We start from the raw sequence: 16,820 nt of genomic DNA, 5'->3' as shown, positions 1-16,820 counted from the left end.
GGCGGCCAGCGCGCAGCAAGCGCAGCGTACAAAAGTACGTGAGCATTGCGAGCACTACCCAACAAAGAATTACTGTACGCGCAGCCATAACCTATCAGAATGATAGTGAAATAAAGACACCTTCGGGTTGTGAGGTTAAGCGAATGAAGCGTACACGGTGGATGCCTAGGCAGTCAGAGGCGATGAAGGACGTGCTAATCTGCGAAAAGCGTCGGTAAGCTGATATGAAGCGTTATAGCCGGCGATGTCCGAATGGGGAAACCCAGTGCATTAATGCACTATCGTTTGATGAATACATAGTCAAACGAGGCGAACCGGGGGAACTGAAACATCTCAGTACCCCGAGGAAAAGAAATCAACCGAGATTCCCCCAGTAGCGGCGAGCGAACGGGGAGCAGCCCAGAGTCAGCATCGATATTAGCATCAGGAGAAGGGTCTGGAAAGGCGCGCAATAAAGGGTGATAGCCCCGTATCCGAAGATGTTAGTATGGTGAGCTCGAAGAGTAGGGCGGGACACGTGTTATCCTGTCTGAATATGGGGGGACCATCCTCCAAGGCTAAATACTCCTGACTGACCGATAGTGAACCAGTACCGTGAGGGAAAGGCGAAAAGAACCCCGGCGAGGGGAGTGAAAAAGAACCTGAAACCGTGTACGTACAAGCAGTGGGAGCCCCATCACTCAAGTGCCTCGGCAGTTGGGTGATGGCATACCATCACAATAACAGCGCAGGCTTTGCCAACAAGGTTGTTCGGTTTTTTCAAGCCGCAGCGCAGTGTACCTAAAAGTACACGAGCAGCGGAAGTTAAAAAAGCGGACAAGATTGGCCGCAAAGACAAGCGGGACATTTGAGGATGGGGTGACTGCGTACCTTTTGTATAATGGGTCAGCGACTTATATTCTGTAGCAAGGTTAACCGCATAGGGGAGCCGTAGGGAAACCGAGTCTTAACTGGGCGTCAAGTTGCAGGGTATAGACCCGAAACCCGGTGATCTAGCCATGGGCAGGTTGAAGGTTGGGTAACACTAACTGGAGGACCGAACCGACTAATGTTGAAAAATTAGCGGATGACTTGTGGCTGGGGGTGAAAGGCCAATCAAACCGGGAGATAGCTGGTTCTCCCCGAAAGCTATTTAGGTAGCGCCTCGTGAACTCATCTTCGGGGGTAGAGCACTGTTTCGGCTAGGGGGTCATCCCGACTTACCAACCCGATGCAAACTCCGAATACCGAAGAATGTAATCACGGGAGACACACGGCGGGTGCTAACGTCCGTCGTGAAGAGGGAAACAACCCAGACCGCCAGCTAAGGTCCCAAAGTCATGGTTAAGTGGGAAACGAAGTGGGAAGGCTTAGACAGCCAGGATGTTGGCTTAGAAGCAGCCATCATTTAAAGAAAGCGTAATAGCTCACTGGTCGAGTCGGCCTGCGCGGAAGATGTAACGGGGCTAAACCATGCACCGAAGCTGCGGCAGCGACAGCAATGTTGTTGGGTAGGGAGCGTTCTGTAAGCCGTCGAAGGTGGACTGAGAGGTCTGCTGGAGGTATCAGAAGTGCGAATGCTGACATAAGTAACGATAAAGCGGGTGAAAAACCCGCTCGCCGAAAGACCAAGGGTTCCTGTCCAACGTTAATCGGGGCAGGGTAAGTCGACCCCTAAGGCGAGGCTGAAAAGCGTAGTCGATGGGAAACGGGTTAATATTCCCGTACTAAGGGTGACTGCGAAGGGGGGACGGAGAAGGCTAGGCTATCCGGGCGACGGTTGTCCCGGTTTAAGCGTGTAGGTGGGTTATGCCGGCAAATCCGCATGACCAAGACACTGAGGCGTGATGACGAGCCACTAAGGTGGTGAAGTAGTTGATGCCCGGCTTCCAGGAAAAGCCTCTAAGCGATAGGTAACCATTAATCGTACCCCAAACCGACACAGGTGGTTAGGTAGAGAATACTCAGGCGCTTGAGAGAACTCGGGTGAAGGAACTAGGCAAAATGGTGCCGTAACTTCGGGAGAAGGCACGCTGGCGTTAGGTGAAGTGGTTCGCCCATGGAGCTGAAGCCAGTCGCAGATACCAGCTGGCTGCAACTGTTTATTAAAACACAGCACTGTGCAAACACGAAAGTGGACGTATACGGTGTGACGCCTGCCCGGTGCTGGAAGGTTAATTGATGGGGTAAGCCGTAAGGCGAAGCTCTTGATCGAAGCCCCAGTAAACGGCGGCCGTAACTATAACGGTCCTAAGGTAGCGAAATTCCTTGTCGGGTAAGTTCCGACCTGCACGAATGGCGTAATGATGGCCAGGCTGTCTCCACCCGAGACTCAGTGAAATTGAACTCGCTGTGAAGATGCAGTGTACCCGCGGCAAGACGGAAAGACCCCGTGAACCTTTACTATAGCTTGACACTGAACATTGAGCCTTGATGTGTAGGATAGGTGGGAGGCTTTGAAGTGTGGACGCCAGTTCGCATGGAGCCGACGTTGAAATACCACCCTTTAATGTTTGATGTTCTAACTTGGGCCCGTAATCCGGGCTGAGGACAGTGTCTGGTGGGTAGTTTGACTGGGGCGGTCTCCTCCCAAAGAGTAACGGAGGAGCACGAAGGTTGGCTAATCACGGTCGGACATCGTGAGGTTAGTGCAAAGGCATAAGCCAGCTTGACTGCGAGCGTGACGGCGCGAGCAGGTACGAAAGTAGGTCTTAGTGATCCGGTGGTTCTGAATGGAAGGGCCATCGCTCAACGGATAAAAGGTACTCCGGGGATAACAGGCTGATACCGCCCAAGAGTTCATATCGACGGCGGTGTTTGGCACCTCGATGTCGGCTCATCACATCCTGGGGCTGAAGTAGGTCCCAAGGGTATGGCTGTTCGCCATTTAAAGTGGTACGCGAGCTGGGTTTAGAACGTCGTGAGACAGTTCGGTCCCTATCTGTCGTGGGCGAAGGAAGATTGAGGGGGGCTGCTCCTAGTACGAGAGGACCGGAGTGGACGCACCACTGGTGTACAGGTTGTCATGCCAATGGCATCGCCTGGTAGCTAAGTGCGGAAGAGATAACCGCTGAAAGCATCTAAGCGGGAAACTTGCCTCAAGATGAGTCTTCCCTGACAGTAATGTCCTATAAGGGGTGTTCGAGACGAGGACGTAGATAGGCTGGGTGTGTAAGCGTAGCGATACGTTGAGCTAACCAGTACTAATGACCCGAGAGGCTTAACCTGACAACACCGAAGGTGTTTTGAGAAGAGAGAAGAGATTTTAGCTTGTTCAGAGATTGGTGCCTGTAAGCGGTTACGGCGCTAGAAGTCAACGGGCGAGATGGCCTGCGCATAGCGAGAGGCAGCCGAGATGAGCGCCCGAGGCAGTAGCGTAACGAAACAGGATAGCGAAAAAAGAATTTGTCTGGCGGTAATAGCGCGGTGGTGCCACCTGATCCCATGCCGAACTCAGAAGTGAAATGCCGTAGCGCCGATGGTAGTGTGGGGTCTCCCCATGTGAGAGTAGGGAGCTGCCAGACGTTAATTATGTTTAAAAAGCCACCTAAGGGTGGCTTTTTGACGTTTTATTGTTTGATTTTATAACTCTTATCTATTCTCTATATATCTATAGTAATAGACTATATAATTACTATATATGAATTGAGTTTTGATATATGCATTCTGATAATCATGGTAAATTAAAAAATTATAATACTTTTGGTCTTGATGCCAAGGCGAAAGCAATATACTCAGCTACTTCAGTAGAAGAATTGCTTATGTTATGGAAAAATGCCCGACTGAAAGAGTGGCCTGTTTTATTATTGGGCGGCGGGAGCAATATTCTCTTTATTAATGACTTTGATGGCCTAGTCATTTTAAATCAAATTACCTCACTGATGATAACTGAATCATCCCACGAATGGTTTATTCATGTTGGCGCAGGAAATAATTGGCATCAATTGGTTAAAGAACTTATAAAAAATGGTATTTACGGATTGGAAAATATGGCGTTAATACCAGGATCGGTAGGGGCTGCGCCTATACAAAATATCGGTGCTTATGGCATCGAATTTAAAGACGTATGTCACTATGTCGATATTGTTGATCTAAATAATGGTAAACAATATCGTTTAGATACTGCTGAATGTCAATTCGGTTACCGAGATAGTATTTTTAAGCATAAATATCGTGACAATTTTGCTATCGTTTCAGTGGGTTTAAAACTTAATAAACGATGGAAACCCATATTAACATATGCAGGTTTGACTTCTTTGGCTGCACAGACAGTGACAGCGGAAACAATCTTTGATGCTGTTTGTAAAATACGGCAAAGTAAGCTACCTGATCCATTTTTAGTAGGAAATGCGGGTAGTTTTTTTAAAAATCCCGTTATTTCTAGTACGGCAGCAAATGAAATAAAGGCGCGTTATCGTCAATGTCCAGAATATCCGCAAACCGATGGTACAGTAAAGCTTGCTGCTGGATGGCTAATTGATCAATGTGATCTAAAGGGTTTTCAATGTGGTGGTGCAGCGGTACATAGTGATCAGGCATTGGTTTTAATTAATAAAAATAATGCGACCGGAAAAGATATTGTAGATTTAGCCCGTTATATCCAGAAAAAAGTTATAGAGAAATTTGCTATTACACTAGAACCAGAAGTACGTTTTATTGGTAAATATGGAGAAGTAAACGCTATGGATACTATTTCATGAAAGATGTAACTATTCCTTTAAAACTCATCAAAATACTTTCTGATGGTAGTATACATTCAGGCGAGCAATTAGGTGAATTACTTGGCATGACGCGAGCTGGTATTAATAAGCATATTCATACACTTCGTAAATGGGGAATTGAGGTTAATACTATTACTAGTAAGGGTTATCAACTTACTAAAAAAATGGATTTGTTAGACTACGAACGAATTTATGGTTTAGTAAGACGTGGAAATATAATTGTAAAACCGGTTATTAATTCTACTAATCAATATCTACTTGAGCGTATTGATCAATTAAGTTCTGGTGATGTTTGTGTTGCCGAATATCAAACAGCTGGTAGAGGTCGACGCGGTCGATATTGGGCTTCTCCCTTCGGTTGTAATCTTTATTTATCATTATACTGGCATTTACACCAAGGTCCAGCTGCCGCTATGGGACTAAGTTTAGTTGCGGGAATTGTAATAGCTGAAACCCTTAATAAATTGAGCGGTAGTAATATAAAAGTTAAATGGCCTAATGATCTTTATCTTAATGAAAAAAAGCTTGCTGGTATTTTAATTGAAATGATAGGTAAAACTGGCGATGCGGCGCATATTGTGATTGGTATTGGGCTCAATATTGCAATGAGTTGCAATTATGAAACAAATATTAATCAAGGATGGATTAATCTTGAGCAGGCTGGTATTCAAATAGAAAGAAATGTGATTGCAGGTCAGATTATTTTGGCATTACGCCATGAATTAGTGCAATTTGAGAAATATGGTCTTGTTCCTTTTATTAAACGTTGGCTGGCGTTGGATAATTTTTTACATAAAAAAGTAAAGTTGCATATTGGTGATCAGCTTGAGGTCGGTATCGTGAAAGGAATTAATGAACACGGCGCAATTTTGTTAGAACAAAATGGTGAAATTGTTTCCTATATAGGTGGTGAAATTTCATTACGGCCGGATAATTAGCTCAATTGAGTCGAAGTTAATTATCGACCCAATGTTTGAAATTATTTTCTTAATCTAACATTTGTAATTGAATGATTAGAGCCTTTAGTCATGATCAAACTGGCTCTTTCTTTGGTTGGTATTATATTCTCTTCCAAATTTATTTTATTAATTTCTTCCCATATTGTTTTAGCCGTTTTGATCGCCTCTTCTTGCTCTAATTTAGAATAATGGTAAAAATAGGCGTGAGGATCGGAGAAGGCGCCTTGGCAGAATTTTAAAAATCGACTGATATACCATTTTTTTAATAAATTTTCTGGGGCATCAACATAAATGGAAAAATCGACAAAGTCAGATACGAAAACATGATGCGGATCATGCGGATAATCCATACCGCTTTGCAAAACATTCAAACCTTCTAAAATAAGAATGTCAGGCTGTTCAATCACTTGTTTTTTTCCGGGAACAATATCGTAAGTAAAATGGGAATATACCGGGGCAGTGACTTGCTTAACCCCAGATTTGATGTCAGAAACAAATTTTACCAAACGATGCATATCATAGGATTGCGGAAACCCCTTTTTTTTCATTATCCCACGTTCGTTTAAAATCCGATTAGGGTATAAAAAACCATCTGTGGTAATAAGATCAACTTTACGATGTTCAGGCCAACGACTTAATAAAGTTTGTAATAGGCGGGCTGTGGTACTTTTACCAACCGCAACACTGCCTGCAATACCGATGACATAAGGTACTTTAGTACCATTAGTACCTAAGAACTGTTCTAAAACAGTTTGTCTACGTAAATTTGAACTGATATAAAAGTTAAGCAGTCGTGAAATAGGAAGATAAATTTTATTAACTTCATCCATTGAAATTTCATCATTAATACCCTTTAGTTCCAGCAGTTCTTCATCCGTTAGTAGTTCTAATGGAACTGAATCACGTAATGTCGCCCACTGTTCACGATCAAATTCTAAATAAGGTGTTATTGAAAAGTTTTGTTGTTGTTTCATAAGTCAACATTTACCTGTGTACAGGTTGTCATAATCATTCATAACCGATAAAAAATAGATTGCATAATAACGATTGAATATCTTTAGGCGTAGAGTTTTTTCTGTTTTTTTGTATCAAATAAATAATTGATCACAATTTATCCGTTTTTTATTTTTAGTAATAAAATAATATTGTATGATTTACGATACTTTTTATTAGTGAGAAAAATTTGATGTCGTTTTTCACTAGAGTAAATAGTAAATAAAAAATTTAGCACTGTTGAGTATTTAAACATTTACTATAGAAAAAAACAGCAAAAATGGCTAAAGTGAATACTTTATAAGCAAAAAAACAATTTTTTTAATTTTTTTGTTGCAACATGCTCGTTCTCTACCTAGAATGCGCAGCACCTGATGCCGGCATAGCTCAGTTGGTAGAGCAACTGACTTGTAATCAGTAGGTCCCGAGTTCGACTCTTGGTGCCGGCACCATTAAAAATTTGGATATAAGTAAAAGGTGGGATTCCCGAGCGGCCAAAGGGAGCAGACTGTAAATCTGCCGTCACAGACTTCGAAGGTTCGAATCCTTCTCCCACCACCATAAAGTTTGATCTTAAGTGTTCAGCTTAAAATGCTACCTCATGCAAAATACTTAAGATAAAATTTGCAGCTGATTAAAGTCAGGTAGCCGAGTTCATCGCGGGCATCGTATAATGGCTATTACCTCAGCCTTCCAAGCTGATGATGCGGGTTCGATTCCCGCTGCCCGCTCCAAGATGTGCTGATATAGCTCAGTTGGTAGAGCACACCCTTGGTAAGGGTGAGGTCGGCAGTTCGAATCTGCCTATCAGCACCACTCCTAGAAAGTGTTCTTAATTGTTCCCTGATTTTTTTCCTGCGATAAAACAAGCAACGAATATATGATTTTCACTGCTTGGTTAATGTGGTGTAACCACCGATTCCGTGTCTTAGAGGGACAATCTAATGTCTAAAGAAAAATTTGAACGTAAAAAACCGCACGTTAACGTTGGTACAATCGGCCACGTTGACCATGGTAAAACAACTTTAACCGCAGCAATCACTACCGTATTAGCGAAAAAATATGGTGGAAGTGCGCGAGCATTTGATCAAATAGATAATGCACCAGAAGAAAAAGCGCGCGGGATCACCATTTCTACTTCTCACGTAGAATACGATACCCCTAGCCGCCATTATGCCCACGTAGATTGCCCAGGCCACGCAGATTATGTAAAAAACATGATCACCGGTGCGGCACAGATGGACGGTGCAATTTTAGTGGTAGCAGCAACCGATGGCCCAATGCCACAAACACGTGAGCATATCCTATTAGGCCGCCAGGTAGGAGTTCCTTATATCATCGTTTTCCTAAACAAATGTGACATGGTTGATGATGAAGAGTTGCTGGAACTGGTTGAAATGGAAGTACGTGAGTTGCTTTCTCAGTATGATTTCCCAGGAGATGACACGCCGGTAATCAGAGGTTCAGCGTTGAAAGCGCTGGAAGGCGTTGCAGAGTGGGAAGAGAAAATTATTGAGTTAGCCGATGCGTTGGATAGCTATATTCCAGAGCCAGAGCGTGCGATAGATAAGCCATTCTTGTTGCCAATTGAAGATGTGTTTTCAATCTCAGGCCGTGGAACGGTAGTAACAGGTCGAGTAGAGCGTGGTATAGTAAAAGTTGGTGAAGAAGTCGAAATAGTAGGGATTAAAGAGACGACGAAAACTACGTGTACGGGCGTAGAAATGTTCCGCAAACTGTTGGACGAAGGACGTGCAGGAGAGAACGTAGGTGTATTATTACGTGGTACAAAGCGTGAAGATGTAGAGCGAGGTCAAGTATTGACCAAACCAGGTTCAATCAAACCGCATACTCAATTTGAATCAGAAGTCTATATTTTGAGCAAAGATGAGGGCGGACGCCACACGCCATTCTTTAAAGGTTATCGTCCCCAGTTTTATTTTAGAACGACGGATGTCACGGGCACAATCGAATTGCCAGAAGGCGTGGAGATGGTAATGCCAGGCGATAATATCAACATGAAAGTGACGTTGATAGCGCCAATCGCGATGGATGAAGGGTTGCGTTTTGCGATCCGAGAAGGCGGTCGTACAGTTGGTGCGGGTGTCGTGGCTAAAATTATTGCTTAATTAGATATTAAATTTGAAAAAAGAGGCGAAAGCCTCTTTTTTTATGTAGGCTATAAAATTTTTACCGATACACATAATTCTATGTGTATATAATTTAAACCAACATCTAAATATTGAAATGAAAATTATTATCATTTAATATTAGCGCGGGATTGTAATTTACCGGTATGAAAATGTATATCTGTCTATGTAATCGAATTAGTGATAAAACAATAAAAACTTTAGTTCGGGATAATCGCATAACTTCCATTAGTGGATTAAAGAAGTGTGTATCTATTGGTAGTCATTGTGGGAAATGCCTAGCTCAAGCAACTGAGCTAATTAAAACTGAACAAATAAAATTAGCTGCTGTTACTGAAATTGAAACAGTGCAATGAATTAATAGAATAAATTTAAATGTTATAAAAAACCTTTCTAGCTGTAATCAATAAATTACTTGTCATTTTTTCAATAAAATATTTTTCTATTCTGTTCGTCTAACAATTTCTATCTACACTTTAGATACTGGAAGTGGAGGAAAAAAATGAAAGGCGATAAAAAAATGATCACCCATTTAAATAAATTATTGGGTAATGAGCTTGTTGCAATCAATCAATATTTTTTACATGCCCGTATGTTTAAAAATTGGGGTTTAGTACGTCTTAACGATATTGAATATGAAGAATCTATCGATGAGATGAAACATGCTGATAAATATATCGAAAGGATCCTCTTTCTTGAAGGGATACCTAATTTGCAGGATTTAGGTAAATTAAATATTGGTGAGAATGTAGAAGAAATGCTTAAATCTGATTTACAGCTTGAACTGGATGGAGCGAAAGATTTGCGTTCAGCAATTACTTATGCAGATTCAGTTGGTGATTATGTTAGTCGTGATTTAATGATTGAAATACTAACCGATGAAGAAAATCATATTGATTGGCTGGAAACGCAATTGAGTTTGATAGCAAGTATAGGCCTAAAAAATTACTTACAGTCTCAGCTCCGAGAAGAGAAATGATTTAACAGGTATTTATTTTTTTATTTATTAAGATATCTCACAAATATTATTGCATAAGATTTTTATATATAAATTTTATGCAATTTTTTTTATCTATGGCTTGCTCTTATTTTGAAATTACGTATAATGCACGGGCTCTTTAATTTAGGGGCCTGGTCGTAAAAGCTAGCAAGCAGTAAAACTGCGTTAAAAACAATACCTCCGATTTGGAGGTTATTATGAGAACGATTACACTCCCCTATCAATCGAAATGGGTGCGAGGAGTAATTTTTTACGTTTATAAAATAGTTGGAGCTCTGGTCTCATGCAGAACCAAAGAATCCGTATCCGCCTGAAAGCCTTTGATCATCGTTTAATTGATCAATCAACTGCGGAAATCGTTGAAACTGCTAAGCGCACTGGCGCTCAAGTACGTGGTCCGATCCCGTTACCTACACGTAAAGAACGTTTTACCGTTCTGATTTCGCCGCATGTTAATAAAGATGCACGTGATCAGTACGAAATTCGTACTCATAAGCGTCTGGTTGACATCGTTGAGCCAACTGAAAAAACCGTTGATGCTCTGATGCGTCTGGATCTGGCTGCCGGTGTAGATGTGCAGATCAGCCTGGGTTAATCAGGTCGTTGCGCGATTGAGAGGTTGAAACAATGTTTGGTTTAGTCGGGAAGAAAGTAGGAATGACGCGTATCTTCACTGAAGATGGTGTTTCTATTCCTGTAACTGTTATCGAAATAGAAAATAACCGAGTGACTCAGGTTAAGAGCCTGGAAACCGATGGTTATAATGCAATTCAGGTTACTACGGGTAGCAAAAAAGCAAACCGTGTAAAAAAACCTGAAGCTGGGCATTTTGCTAAAGCTGGTGTTGAAGCTGGTCGTATCCTACGTGAATTTCGTTTGAGTGAAAATGAAGAATTTACCGTAGGTCAAAGCATTAGTGTTGAAATTTTTGCTGACGTCAAGAAAGTCGACGTTACTGGTACCTCTAAAGGTAAGGGTTTTGCTGGTACGGTTAAACGCTGGAATTTTCGCACTCAGGACGCTACTCATGGTAACTCCTTGTCACACCGTGTTCCGGGTTCTATTGGACAAAACCAAACGCCGGGTAAGGTATTTAAAGGCAAGAAAATGGCAGGCCAATTGGGTAATGAACGTGTAACTGTTCAAAGTCTGGATGTAGTACGCGTTGACGCTGAGCGTAATCTGCTGTTGGTCAAGGGTGCTGTTCCAGGTGCGACTGGTAGCAACCTGATTGTAAAACCAGCTGTTAAGGCATAACGTCGAGGAGATAGGAATGGAATTGGTAATGAAAGACGCGCAAAGCGCGCTGACTGTTTCCGAAACTACCTTCGGGCGTGATTTCAATGAAGCGCTTGTGCATCAAGTAGTTGTTGCGTATGCAGCTGGTGCTCGTCAAGGTACTCGTGCTCAGAAAACTCGTGCTGAGGTTTCAGGTTCTGGTAAAAAACCATGGCGTCAGAAAGGCACTGGTCGTGCACGTGCTGGTTCAGTTAAGAGCCCAATTTGGCGCTCTGGTGGTGTCACTTTCGCAGCGAGACCACAGGACCACAGTCAAAAAGTAAATAAAAAGATGTACCGCGGTGCTTTGAAAAGCATCTTGTCCGAATTGGTACGTCAGGATCGTCTAATAGTTGTCGAAAAATTTGCTCTGGAAGCACCAAAAACTAAGCTTCTCGTGCAAAAATTAAAGGAAATGGCTCTGGATGACGTATTGATCGTCACGAATGAGGTTGATGAAAACTTGTTTTTAGCAGCTCGTAACTTATACAAAGTTGATGTTCGTGATGCAATAGGTATCGATCCTGTTAGTCTAATTGCCTTCGACAAAGTAGTTATGACGGCTGACGCTGTGAAGCAAATTGAGGAGATGCTAGCATGATCCGTGAAGAACGTCTGCTAAAAGTACTACGTGCACCGCATGTCTCTGAAAAAGCTTCTACAGCGATGGAAAAAAGTAACACCATCGTGCTTAAAGTTGCGAAAGATGCAACTAAAGCAGAGATTAAGGCTGCCGTACAAAAACTGTTCGAAGTTGAAGTCAAAGGTGTAAATACACTACTGGTTAAAGGCAAAACCAAACGCCACGGTCAGCGAATTGGTCGTCGTAGCGACTGGAAAAAAGCTTACGTCACTCTGAAAGAAGGCCAGAATCTGGACTTCATCGGTGGTGCAGAGTAAGTCGGAGGAGTAAAGAACAATGGCAGTTGTTAAATGTAAACCTACGTCTCCGGGCCGTCGCCACGTATTTAAAGTGGTTAACCCTGAGCTGCATAAGGGCAAACCTTATGCCCCGTTGCTAGAAAAAAGCAATAAAACCGGTGGACGTAACAATAATGGTCGTATTACTACGCGTCATATTGGTGGTGGTCACAAGCAGCATTATCGTCTGATTGACTTTAAACGTAATAAAGATGGTATCGCTGCTACTGTTGAACGTCTGGAATATGATCCAAACCGTTCTGCGAATATTGCATTAGTTCTCTATAAAGATGGAGAACGCCGTTATATTCTGGCACCAAAAGGCTTAAAAGCTGGTGACCAAATTCAGTCTGGTGTAGATGCAGCAATTAAAACAGGTAATGCTTTACCTATGCGTAATATTCCTGTCGGTTCAACAGTTCATAATGTTGAGCTTAAGCCAGGTAAAGGCGGTCAGTTGGCTCGTTCAGCTGGTGCTTATGTGCAAATCGTTGCACGTGATGGTAGTTATGTAACTATCCGTCTACGTTCTGGCGAAATGCGTAAAGTACTTTCTGATTGCCGTGCAACATTAGGTGAAGTTGGTAATGCGGAGCATATGCTACGTGTTCTGGGTAAAGCTGGTGCTAGCCGCTGGCGTGGAATTCGCCCTACCGTTCGTGGTACAGCGATGAACCCAGTAGACCATCCACATGGTGGTGGTGAAGGTCGTAACTTTGGTAAACACCCAGTAACACCTTGGGGCGTTCAAACCAAAGGTAAGAAGACCCGTAGCAATAAGCGTACTGATAAATATATCGTACGTCACCGTTCTAAAAAATAATTAGAGGATAAACCATGCCACGTTCTCTCAAGAAAGGTCCTTTTATTGACCTGCACTTGCTGAAGAAGGTAGAGAAAGCGGTGGAAAGCGGAGACAAAAAGCCTCTCAAGACTTGGTCCCGTCGTTCAACGATCTTTCCTAACATGATCGGTTTGACCATCGCTGTCCATAATGGTCGTCAGCATGTTCCAGTTTATGTTACCGACGAAATGGTTGGGCATAAATTGGGTGAATTCGCGCCGACCCGTACTTATCGCGGCCATGCGGCCGATAAAAAGGCCAAGAAACGTTAAGGTAGGAGGAAGAGATGGAAACTATCGCTATGCATCGCCACGCTCGTTCTTCTGCTCAGAAGGTTCGTTTAGTGGCTGATCTGATTCGCGGTAAGAAAGTGTCGCAAGCTCTAGAAATTCTGAACTATACCAACAAGAAAGCTGCTGGTTTAGTGAAGAAAGTACTTGAGTCTGCTATCGCTAACGCCGAGCACAACGATGGTGCTGATATTGATGACTTAAAAGTTACGAAAATTTTCGTTAACGAAGGTCCAACTATGAAACGCATCATGCCTCGCGCGAAAGGCCGTGCAGATCGTATTTTGAAGCGCACCAGCCACATTACTGTGGTTGTGTCCGATCGCTGAGACTCTGGAGACTAGCAATGGGTCAGAAAGTACATCCTAATGGTATTCGCCTGGGTATTGTCAAACCTTGGAACTCTACTTGGTATGCGAATACAAAAGAATTCGCTGACAACCTAGACAGCGATTTTAAAGTACGCCAGTATTTGAATAAAGAACTGGCAAAGGCATCTATTTCACGTATCGTTATCGAACGTCCTGCGAAGAGCATCCGTGTAACTATTCACACTGCTCGTCCTGGTATCGTTATTGGTAAAAAAGGTGAAGATGTCGAGAAACTGCGTAAGACAGTAGCAGATATTGCTGGTGTTCCTGCGCAAATCAATATTGCTGAAGTACGTAAGCCTGAACTGGATGCTAAATTAGTTGCTGATAGTATCGCTTCACAGCTGGAACGTCGTGTTATGTTCCGTCGAGCTATGAAACGTGCAGTACAAAATGCTATGCGTCTAGGTGCAAAAGGTATAAAAGTGGAAGTCAGTGGTCGTTTAGGCGGCGCTGAAATTGCACGTACTGAGTGGTATCGTGAAGGCCGTGTGCCATTGCACACCTTGCGTGCTGATATCGATTATAACACTGCAGAAGCGCACACCACTTATGGTGTACTCGGCGTTAAGGTATGGATCTTCAAAGGTGAGATTCTAGGTGGTATGGCTGCTGTTGAACAGGTTGAAAAACCGACAGTTCAACCTAAAAAGCAGCAGCGTAAAGGCCGCAAGGAGAGTCGCTGATGTTACAACCAAAGCGTACGAAATTCCGTAAAATGCATAAAGGTCGCAATCGCGGTCTGGCTGCGGGTACGGATGTTAGCTTCGGCACTTTCGGTCTGAAGGCAGTAGGTCGTGGACGTCTGACTGCACGTCAGATTGAAGCGGCACGTCGTGCCATGACCCGTGCAGTTAAGCGTCAGGGTAAAATCTGGATCCGTGTGTTCCCAGATAAACCTATTACTGAAAAGCCACTTGAAGTGCGTATGGGTAAAGGTAAAGGTAACGTAGAGTATTGGGTTGCCTTGATCCAACCTGGCAAAGTTCTTTATGAAATGGACGGTGTTCCAGAAGAGCTAGCTCGTGAAGCATTCAAGTTGGCAGCAGCAAAACTGCCTATCAAAACCACCTTTGTAACTAAGACGGTGATGTAATGAAAGCAAAAGAGCTGCGCGAAAAAAGCGTTGAAGAGTTGAACACTGAACTGCTTAATCTGCTACGTGAGCAATTTAACTTGAGTATGCAGGCAGCAAGTGGCCAACTGCAACAGTCTCACCTGTTGAAACAAGTACGTCGTGATATTGCACGCGTTAAGACTTTATTGACTGAAAAGGCGGGTGCGTAATGAGCGATAAAATCCGTACTTTGCAAGGTCGTGTAACTAGCGATAAGATGGAGAAATCTATTGTCGTTGCTATTGAGCGTATGGTAAAACATCCTTTATATGGTAAGTTTATCCGTCGTACGACCAAATTGCATGTACATGACGAGAACAATGAATGTGGTATCGGTGATCTAGTGGAAATCCGTGAAACCCGCCCACTGTCCAAAACAAAGTCATGGACACTTGTTCGCGTTGTAGAAAAAGCTGTTCTGTAATAGGATAGCCATTTCATAATAGAATAAGCGGCTCTTAACAAAGCGGCCGTTTATTTTTTCTGTCCATATTGATGATGTGGTGTTATAATGCTGCGCCCTCATATATGGGTAATTGTACTGCCTCTTCAATTTATATAGGAAGCGGCTTAGTTGTAGTTGACATTTAGCGGAGCACTAAAATGATCCAAGAACAGACTATGCTGAACGTAGCCGACAACTCCGGCGCACGTCGCGTAATGTGTATCAAGGTTCTAGGTGGCTCGCACCGTCGCTACGCAGATGTAGGTGATATCATCAAAATTACTGTTAAAGAAGCAATTCCACGCGGTAAAGTAAAAAAAGGTGATGTCCTGAAAGCGGTAGTGGTGCGCACCAAGAAGGGTGTTCGTCGCCCTGACGGTTCTGTCATTCGCTTCGATGGCAATGCTTGTGTGTTGTTAAACAATACAAGTGAGCAAGTTATCGGTACGCGTATTTTTGGGCCGGTAACTCGTGAACTTCGTACTGAGAAGTTTATGAAAATTATCTCTCTGGCACCAGAAGTACTCTAAGGAGCGGGCACAATGGCAGCGAAAATCCGTCGTGATGACGAAGTTATCGTGTTGGCTGGCAAAGATAAAGGCAAGCGCGGTAAAGTAAAACAGGTTCTTTCTTCTGGTAAAGTCATTGTTGAAGGGATTAATCTGGTTAAAAAACATCAGAAGCCTGTCCCGGCTCTGAATCAACCAGGTGGCATCGTCGAAAAAGAAGCAGCAATTGATGTTTCTAACGTTGCAATCTTTAATGTGACAACTGGCAAGGCTGACCGAGTAGGTTTTAGAATTGAAGATGGCAAAAAAGTGCGTTTCTTCAAATCTAATAGTGAAACTATTAAGTAATTTTTGGAGTATACGATGGCGAAACTGCATGATTACTACAAAGACGAGGTAGTCCAAAAGCTGATGACTCAGTTTGGCTACAATTCTGTCATGCAAGTCCCTCGGGTCGAGAAGATCACCCTGAACATGGGTGTTGGTGAAGCTGTTGCTGATAAAAAGCTGCTTGATAATGCAGCTGCTGATTTAGCGGCAATAACAGGACAAAAACCATTTATCACCAAAGCGCGCAAATCTGTTGCAGGCTTCAAAATCCGTCAGGGCTATCCAATCGGCTGTAAAGTGACCCTGCGTGGCGAACGTATGTGGGAATTCTTTGAGCGTCTGATTTTTATTGCTGTACCACGTATTCGTGATTTCCGTGGTTTATCCACAAAATCATTTGATGGTCGCGGTAACTACAGCATGGGTGTACGTGAACAAATCATCTTTCCTGAAATCGATTATGATAAAGTGGATCGTGTACGTGGTTTAGATATTACTATCACCACGACTGCGAAATCAGATGATGAAGGTCTTGCACTGTTGATGGCGTTTAACTTTCCGTTCCGTAAGTAAGGCAGGGTATTCATGGCTAAACAATCAATGAAAGCACGTGATGTGAAACGTGCAAAATTAGCTGAAAAATTCTTTGCAAAGCGCACAAAATTGAAAGCTATTATTTCTGATGTGAATACATCTGATGAAGATCGTTGGAATGCTGTTCTTAAGCTGCAAACGCTGCCACGTGATTCCAGCCCTTCTCGTCGACGCAACCGCTGTCGTCAAACTGGGCGTCCGCATGGTTTTCTGCGGAAATTTGGTCTAAGCCGTATTAAAGTCCGTGAATCCGCTATGCGCGGTGAAATCCCGGGTCTTAAAAAGGCTAGCTGGTAATTATCACCAATTGAATCACGGG

At 43.1% G+C, this 16,820-nt stretch carries 21 protein-coding genes, 4 tRNA genes and 2 rRNA genes; 26 read left to right on the top strand and 1 reads right to left on the bottom strand.

The window, feature by feature from the left end; genetic code table 11:
- Positions 1-133 precede the first annotated feature (133 nt).
- From LDL57_RS14630 to birA, 4 genes are all read left to right on the top strand, one after another.
- Positions 134-3,207, top strand: a 23S ribosomal RNA gene (locus tag LDL57_RS14630).
- Between the two features lie 180 nt (positions 3,208-3,387).
- Positions 3,388-3,503 (top strand): 5S ribosomal RNA (rrf, locus tag LDL57_RS14625).
- 135 nt (positions 3,504-3,638) lie between these two features.
- Complete coding sequence (murB, locus tag LDL57_RS14620; protein ID WP_225506359.1) at positions 3,639-4,679, top strand: UDP-N-acetylmuramate dehydrogenase; 1,041 nt, start codon at positions 3,639-3,641, stop codon at positions 4,677-4,679.
- Positions 4,676-5,638, top strand: coding sequence for a bifunctional biotin--[acetyl-CoA-carboxylase] ligase/biotin operon repressor BirA (gene birA / locus LDL57_RS14615; RefSeq protein ID WP_180559541.1), 963 nt, complete (start codon positions 4,676-4,678; stop codon positions 5,636-5,638). Before murB ends, birA begins: the two co-directional genes overlap by 4 nt.
- A 41-nt stretch (positions 5,639-5,679) precedes the next feature.
- Here birA and coaA read toward each other — a convergent pair whose 3' ends face one another.
- Positions 5,680-6,633, bottom strand: a complete 954-nt coding sequence (coaA, locus tag LDL57_RS14610; protein WP_180559542.1) for a type I pantothenate kinase — start codon at positions 6,631-6,633, stop codon at positions 5,680-5,682.
- A gap of 395 nt (positions 6,634-7,028) precedes the next feature.
- Between coaA and LDL57_RS14605 the strand changes: the two genes are divergently transcribed.
- The 22 genes from LDL57_RS14605 to rpsN all read left to right on the top strand — a co-directional run bounded on the left by LDL57_RS14605 (position 7,029) and on the right by rpsN (position 16,798).
- Positions 7,029-7,104, top strand: a tRNA-Thr gene (locus LDL57_RS14605).
- Positions 7,105-7,128: 24 nt separating this feature from the next.
- Positions 7,129-7,213 (top strand) — tRNA-Tyr (locus tag LDL57_RS14600).
- Positions 7,214-7,311: 98 nt separating this feature from the next.
- Positions 7,312-7,386 (top strand) — tRNA-Gly (locus LDL57_RS14595).
- Positions 7,387-7,392: 6 nt separating this feature from the next.
- Positions 7,393-7,468 (top strand) — tRNA-Thr (locus tag LDL57_RS14590).
- 128 nt (positions 7,469-7,596) lie between these two features.
- Entirely contained in the window at positions 7,597-8,781 is a 1,185-nt protein-coding gene (tuf, locus tag LDL57_RS14585) for an elongation factor Tu (protein ID WP_225506352.1), read from the top strand.
- Between the two features lie 167 nt (positions 8,782-8,948).
- Positions 8,949-9,158 (top strand): (2Fe-2S)-binding protein, encoded by a 210-nt coding sequence (locus LDL57_RS14580; RefSeq protein WP_225506334.1) that lies wholly within the window; start codon positions 8,949-8,951, stop codon positions 9,156-9,158.
- Between the two features lie 146 nt (positions 9,159-9,304).
- Positions 9,305-9,781 (top strand): bacterioferritin, encoded by a 477-nt coding sequence (bfr, locus tag LDL57_RS14575; protein ID WP_180558667.1) that lies wholly within the window; start codon positions 9,305-9,307, stop codon positions 9,779-9,781.
- Between the two features lie 304 nt (positions 9,782-10,085).
- Positions 10,086-10,397 (top strand): 30S ribosomal protein S10, encoded by a 312-nt coding sequence (rpsJ, locus tag LDL57_RS14570; protein WP_001181005.1) that lies wholly within the window; start codon positions 10,086-10,088, stop codon positions 10,395-10,397.
- Between the two features lie 32 nt (positions 10,398-10,429).
- Positions 10,430-11,059 carry a 50S ribosomal protein L3 gene (gene rplC, locus LDL57_RS14565; protein ID WP_180558668.1) on the top strand — a complete coding sequence of 210 codons (630 nt, stop codon included), beginning with the start codon at positions 10,430-10,432 and terminating at the stop codon, positions 11,057-11,059.
- A 16-nt stretch (positions 11,060-11,075) separates the two neighbouring features.
- Positions 11,076-11,681, top strand: coding sequence for a 50S ribosomal protein L4 (rplD, locus tag LDL57_RS14560; RefSeq protein ID WP_026823179.1), 606 nt, complete (start codon positions 11,076-11,078; stop codon positions 11,679-11,681).
- Positions 11,678-11,980, top strand: coding sequence for a 50S ribosomal protein L23 (gene rplW / locus LDL57_RS14555; protein WP_032116384.1), 303 nt, complete (start codon positions 11,678-11,680; stop codon positions 11,978-11,980). The genes rplD and rplW overlap by 4 nt, the downstream gene beginning before the upstream one ends.
- 19 nt (positions 11,981-11,999) lie before the next feature.
- Complete coding sequence (gene rplB / locus LDL57_RS14550) at positions 12,000-12,824, top strand: 50S ribosomal protein L2 (protein ID WP_180558669.1); 825 nt, start codon at positions 12,000-12,002, stop codon at positions 12,822-12,824.
- Positions 12,825-12,838: 14 nt separating this feature from the next.
- Positions 12,839-13,117 (top strand): 30S ribosomal protein S19, encoded by a 279-nt coding sequence (gene rpsS / locus LDL57_RS14545; protein WP_026823176.1) that lies wholly within the window; start codon positions 12,839-12,841, stop codon positions 13,115-13,117.
- Between the two features lie 14 nt (positions 13,118-13,131).
- Positions 13,132-13,464 (top strand): 50S ribosomal protein L22, encoded by a 333-nt coding sequence (gene rplV / locus LDL57_RS14540; RefSeq protein WP_026823175.1) that lies wholly within the window; start codon positions 13,132-13,134, stop codon positions 13,462-13,464.
- A gap of 17 nt (positions 13,465-13,481) precedes the next feature.
- Positions 13,482-14,192 carry a 30S ribosomal protein S3 gene (gene rpsC, locus LDL57_RS14535; RefSeq protein ID WP_032116387.1) on the top strand — a complete coding sequence of 237 codons (711 nt, stop codon included), beginning with the start codon at positions 13,482-13,484 and terminating at the stop codon, positions 14,190-14,192.
- On the top strand, positions 14,192-14,602 hold the full coding sequence (rplP, locus tag LDL57_RS14530) for a 50S ribosomal protein L16 (RefSeq protein ID WP_032116388.1): 411 nt from the start codon (positions 14,192-14,194) through the stop codon (positions 14,600-14,602). The genes rpsC and rplP overlap by 1 nt, the downstream gene beginning before the upstream one ends.
- Positions 14,602-14,793, top strand: a complete 192-nt coding sequence (rpmC, locus tag LDL57_RS14525; protein ID WP_026823172.1) for a 50S ribosomal protein L29 — start codon at positions 14,602-14,604, stop codon at positions 14,791-14,793. The genes rplP and rpmC overlap by 1 nt, the downstream gene beginning before the upstream one ends.
- A complete protein-coding gene (rpsQ, locus tag LDL57_RS14520; protein WP_026823171.1) occupies positions 14,793-15,047 on the top strand; it encodes a 30S ribosomal protein S17 in 255 nt (84 codons plus the stop codon). The genes rpmC and rpsQ overlap by 1 nt, the downstream gene beginning before the upstream one ends.
- A 179-nt stretch (positions 15,048-15,226) precedes the next feature.
- A complete protein-coding gene (gene rplN / locus LDL57_RS14515) occupies positions 15,227-15,598 on the top strand; it encodes a 50S ribosomal protein L14 (protein ID WP_026823170.1) in 372 nt (123 codons plus the stop codon).
- Between the two features lie 12 nt (positions 15,599-15,610).
- On the top strand, positions 15,611-15,925 hold the full coding sequence (rplX, locus tag LDL57_RS14510) for a 50S ribosomal protein L24 (RefSeq protein ID WP_026823169.1): 315 nt from the start codon (positions 15,611-15,613) through the stop codon (positions 15,923-15,925).
- A gap of 15 nt (positions 15,926-15,940) precedes the next feature.
- A complete protein-coding gene (rplE, locus tag LDL57_RS14505) occupies positions 15,941-16,480 on the top strand; it encodes a 50S ribosomal protein L5 (RefSeq protein ID WP_026823168.1) in 540 nt (179 codons plus the stop codon).
- Between the two features lie 12 nt (positions 16,481-16,492).
- Positions 16,493-16,798 (top strand): 30S ribosomal protein S14, encoded by a 306-nt coding sequence (gene rpsN / locus LDL57_RS14500; protein ID WP_180558670.1) that lies wholly within the window; start codon positions 16,493-16,495, stop codon positions 16,796-16,798.
- The last annotated feature ends 22 nt before the right edge of the window (positions 16,799-16,820 follow it).

The sequence above is a fragment of the Arsenophonus apicola genome, from assembly GCF_020268605.1.
In the GTDB taxonomy this organism is placed as follows: Bacteria; Pseudomonadota; Gammaproteobacteria; order Enterobacterales; family Enterobacteriaceae; genus Arsenophonus; species Arsenophonus apicola.
Note: the sequence above shows the minus strand (reverse complement) of the source record. Positions and strands in the feature narration are given on the sequence as shown.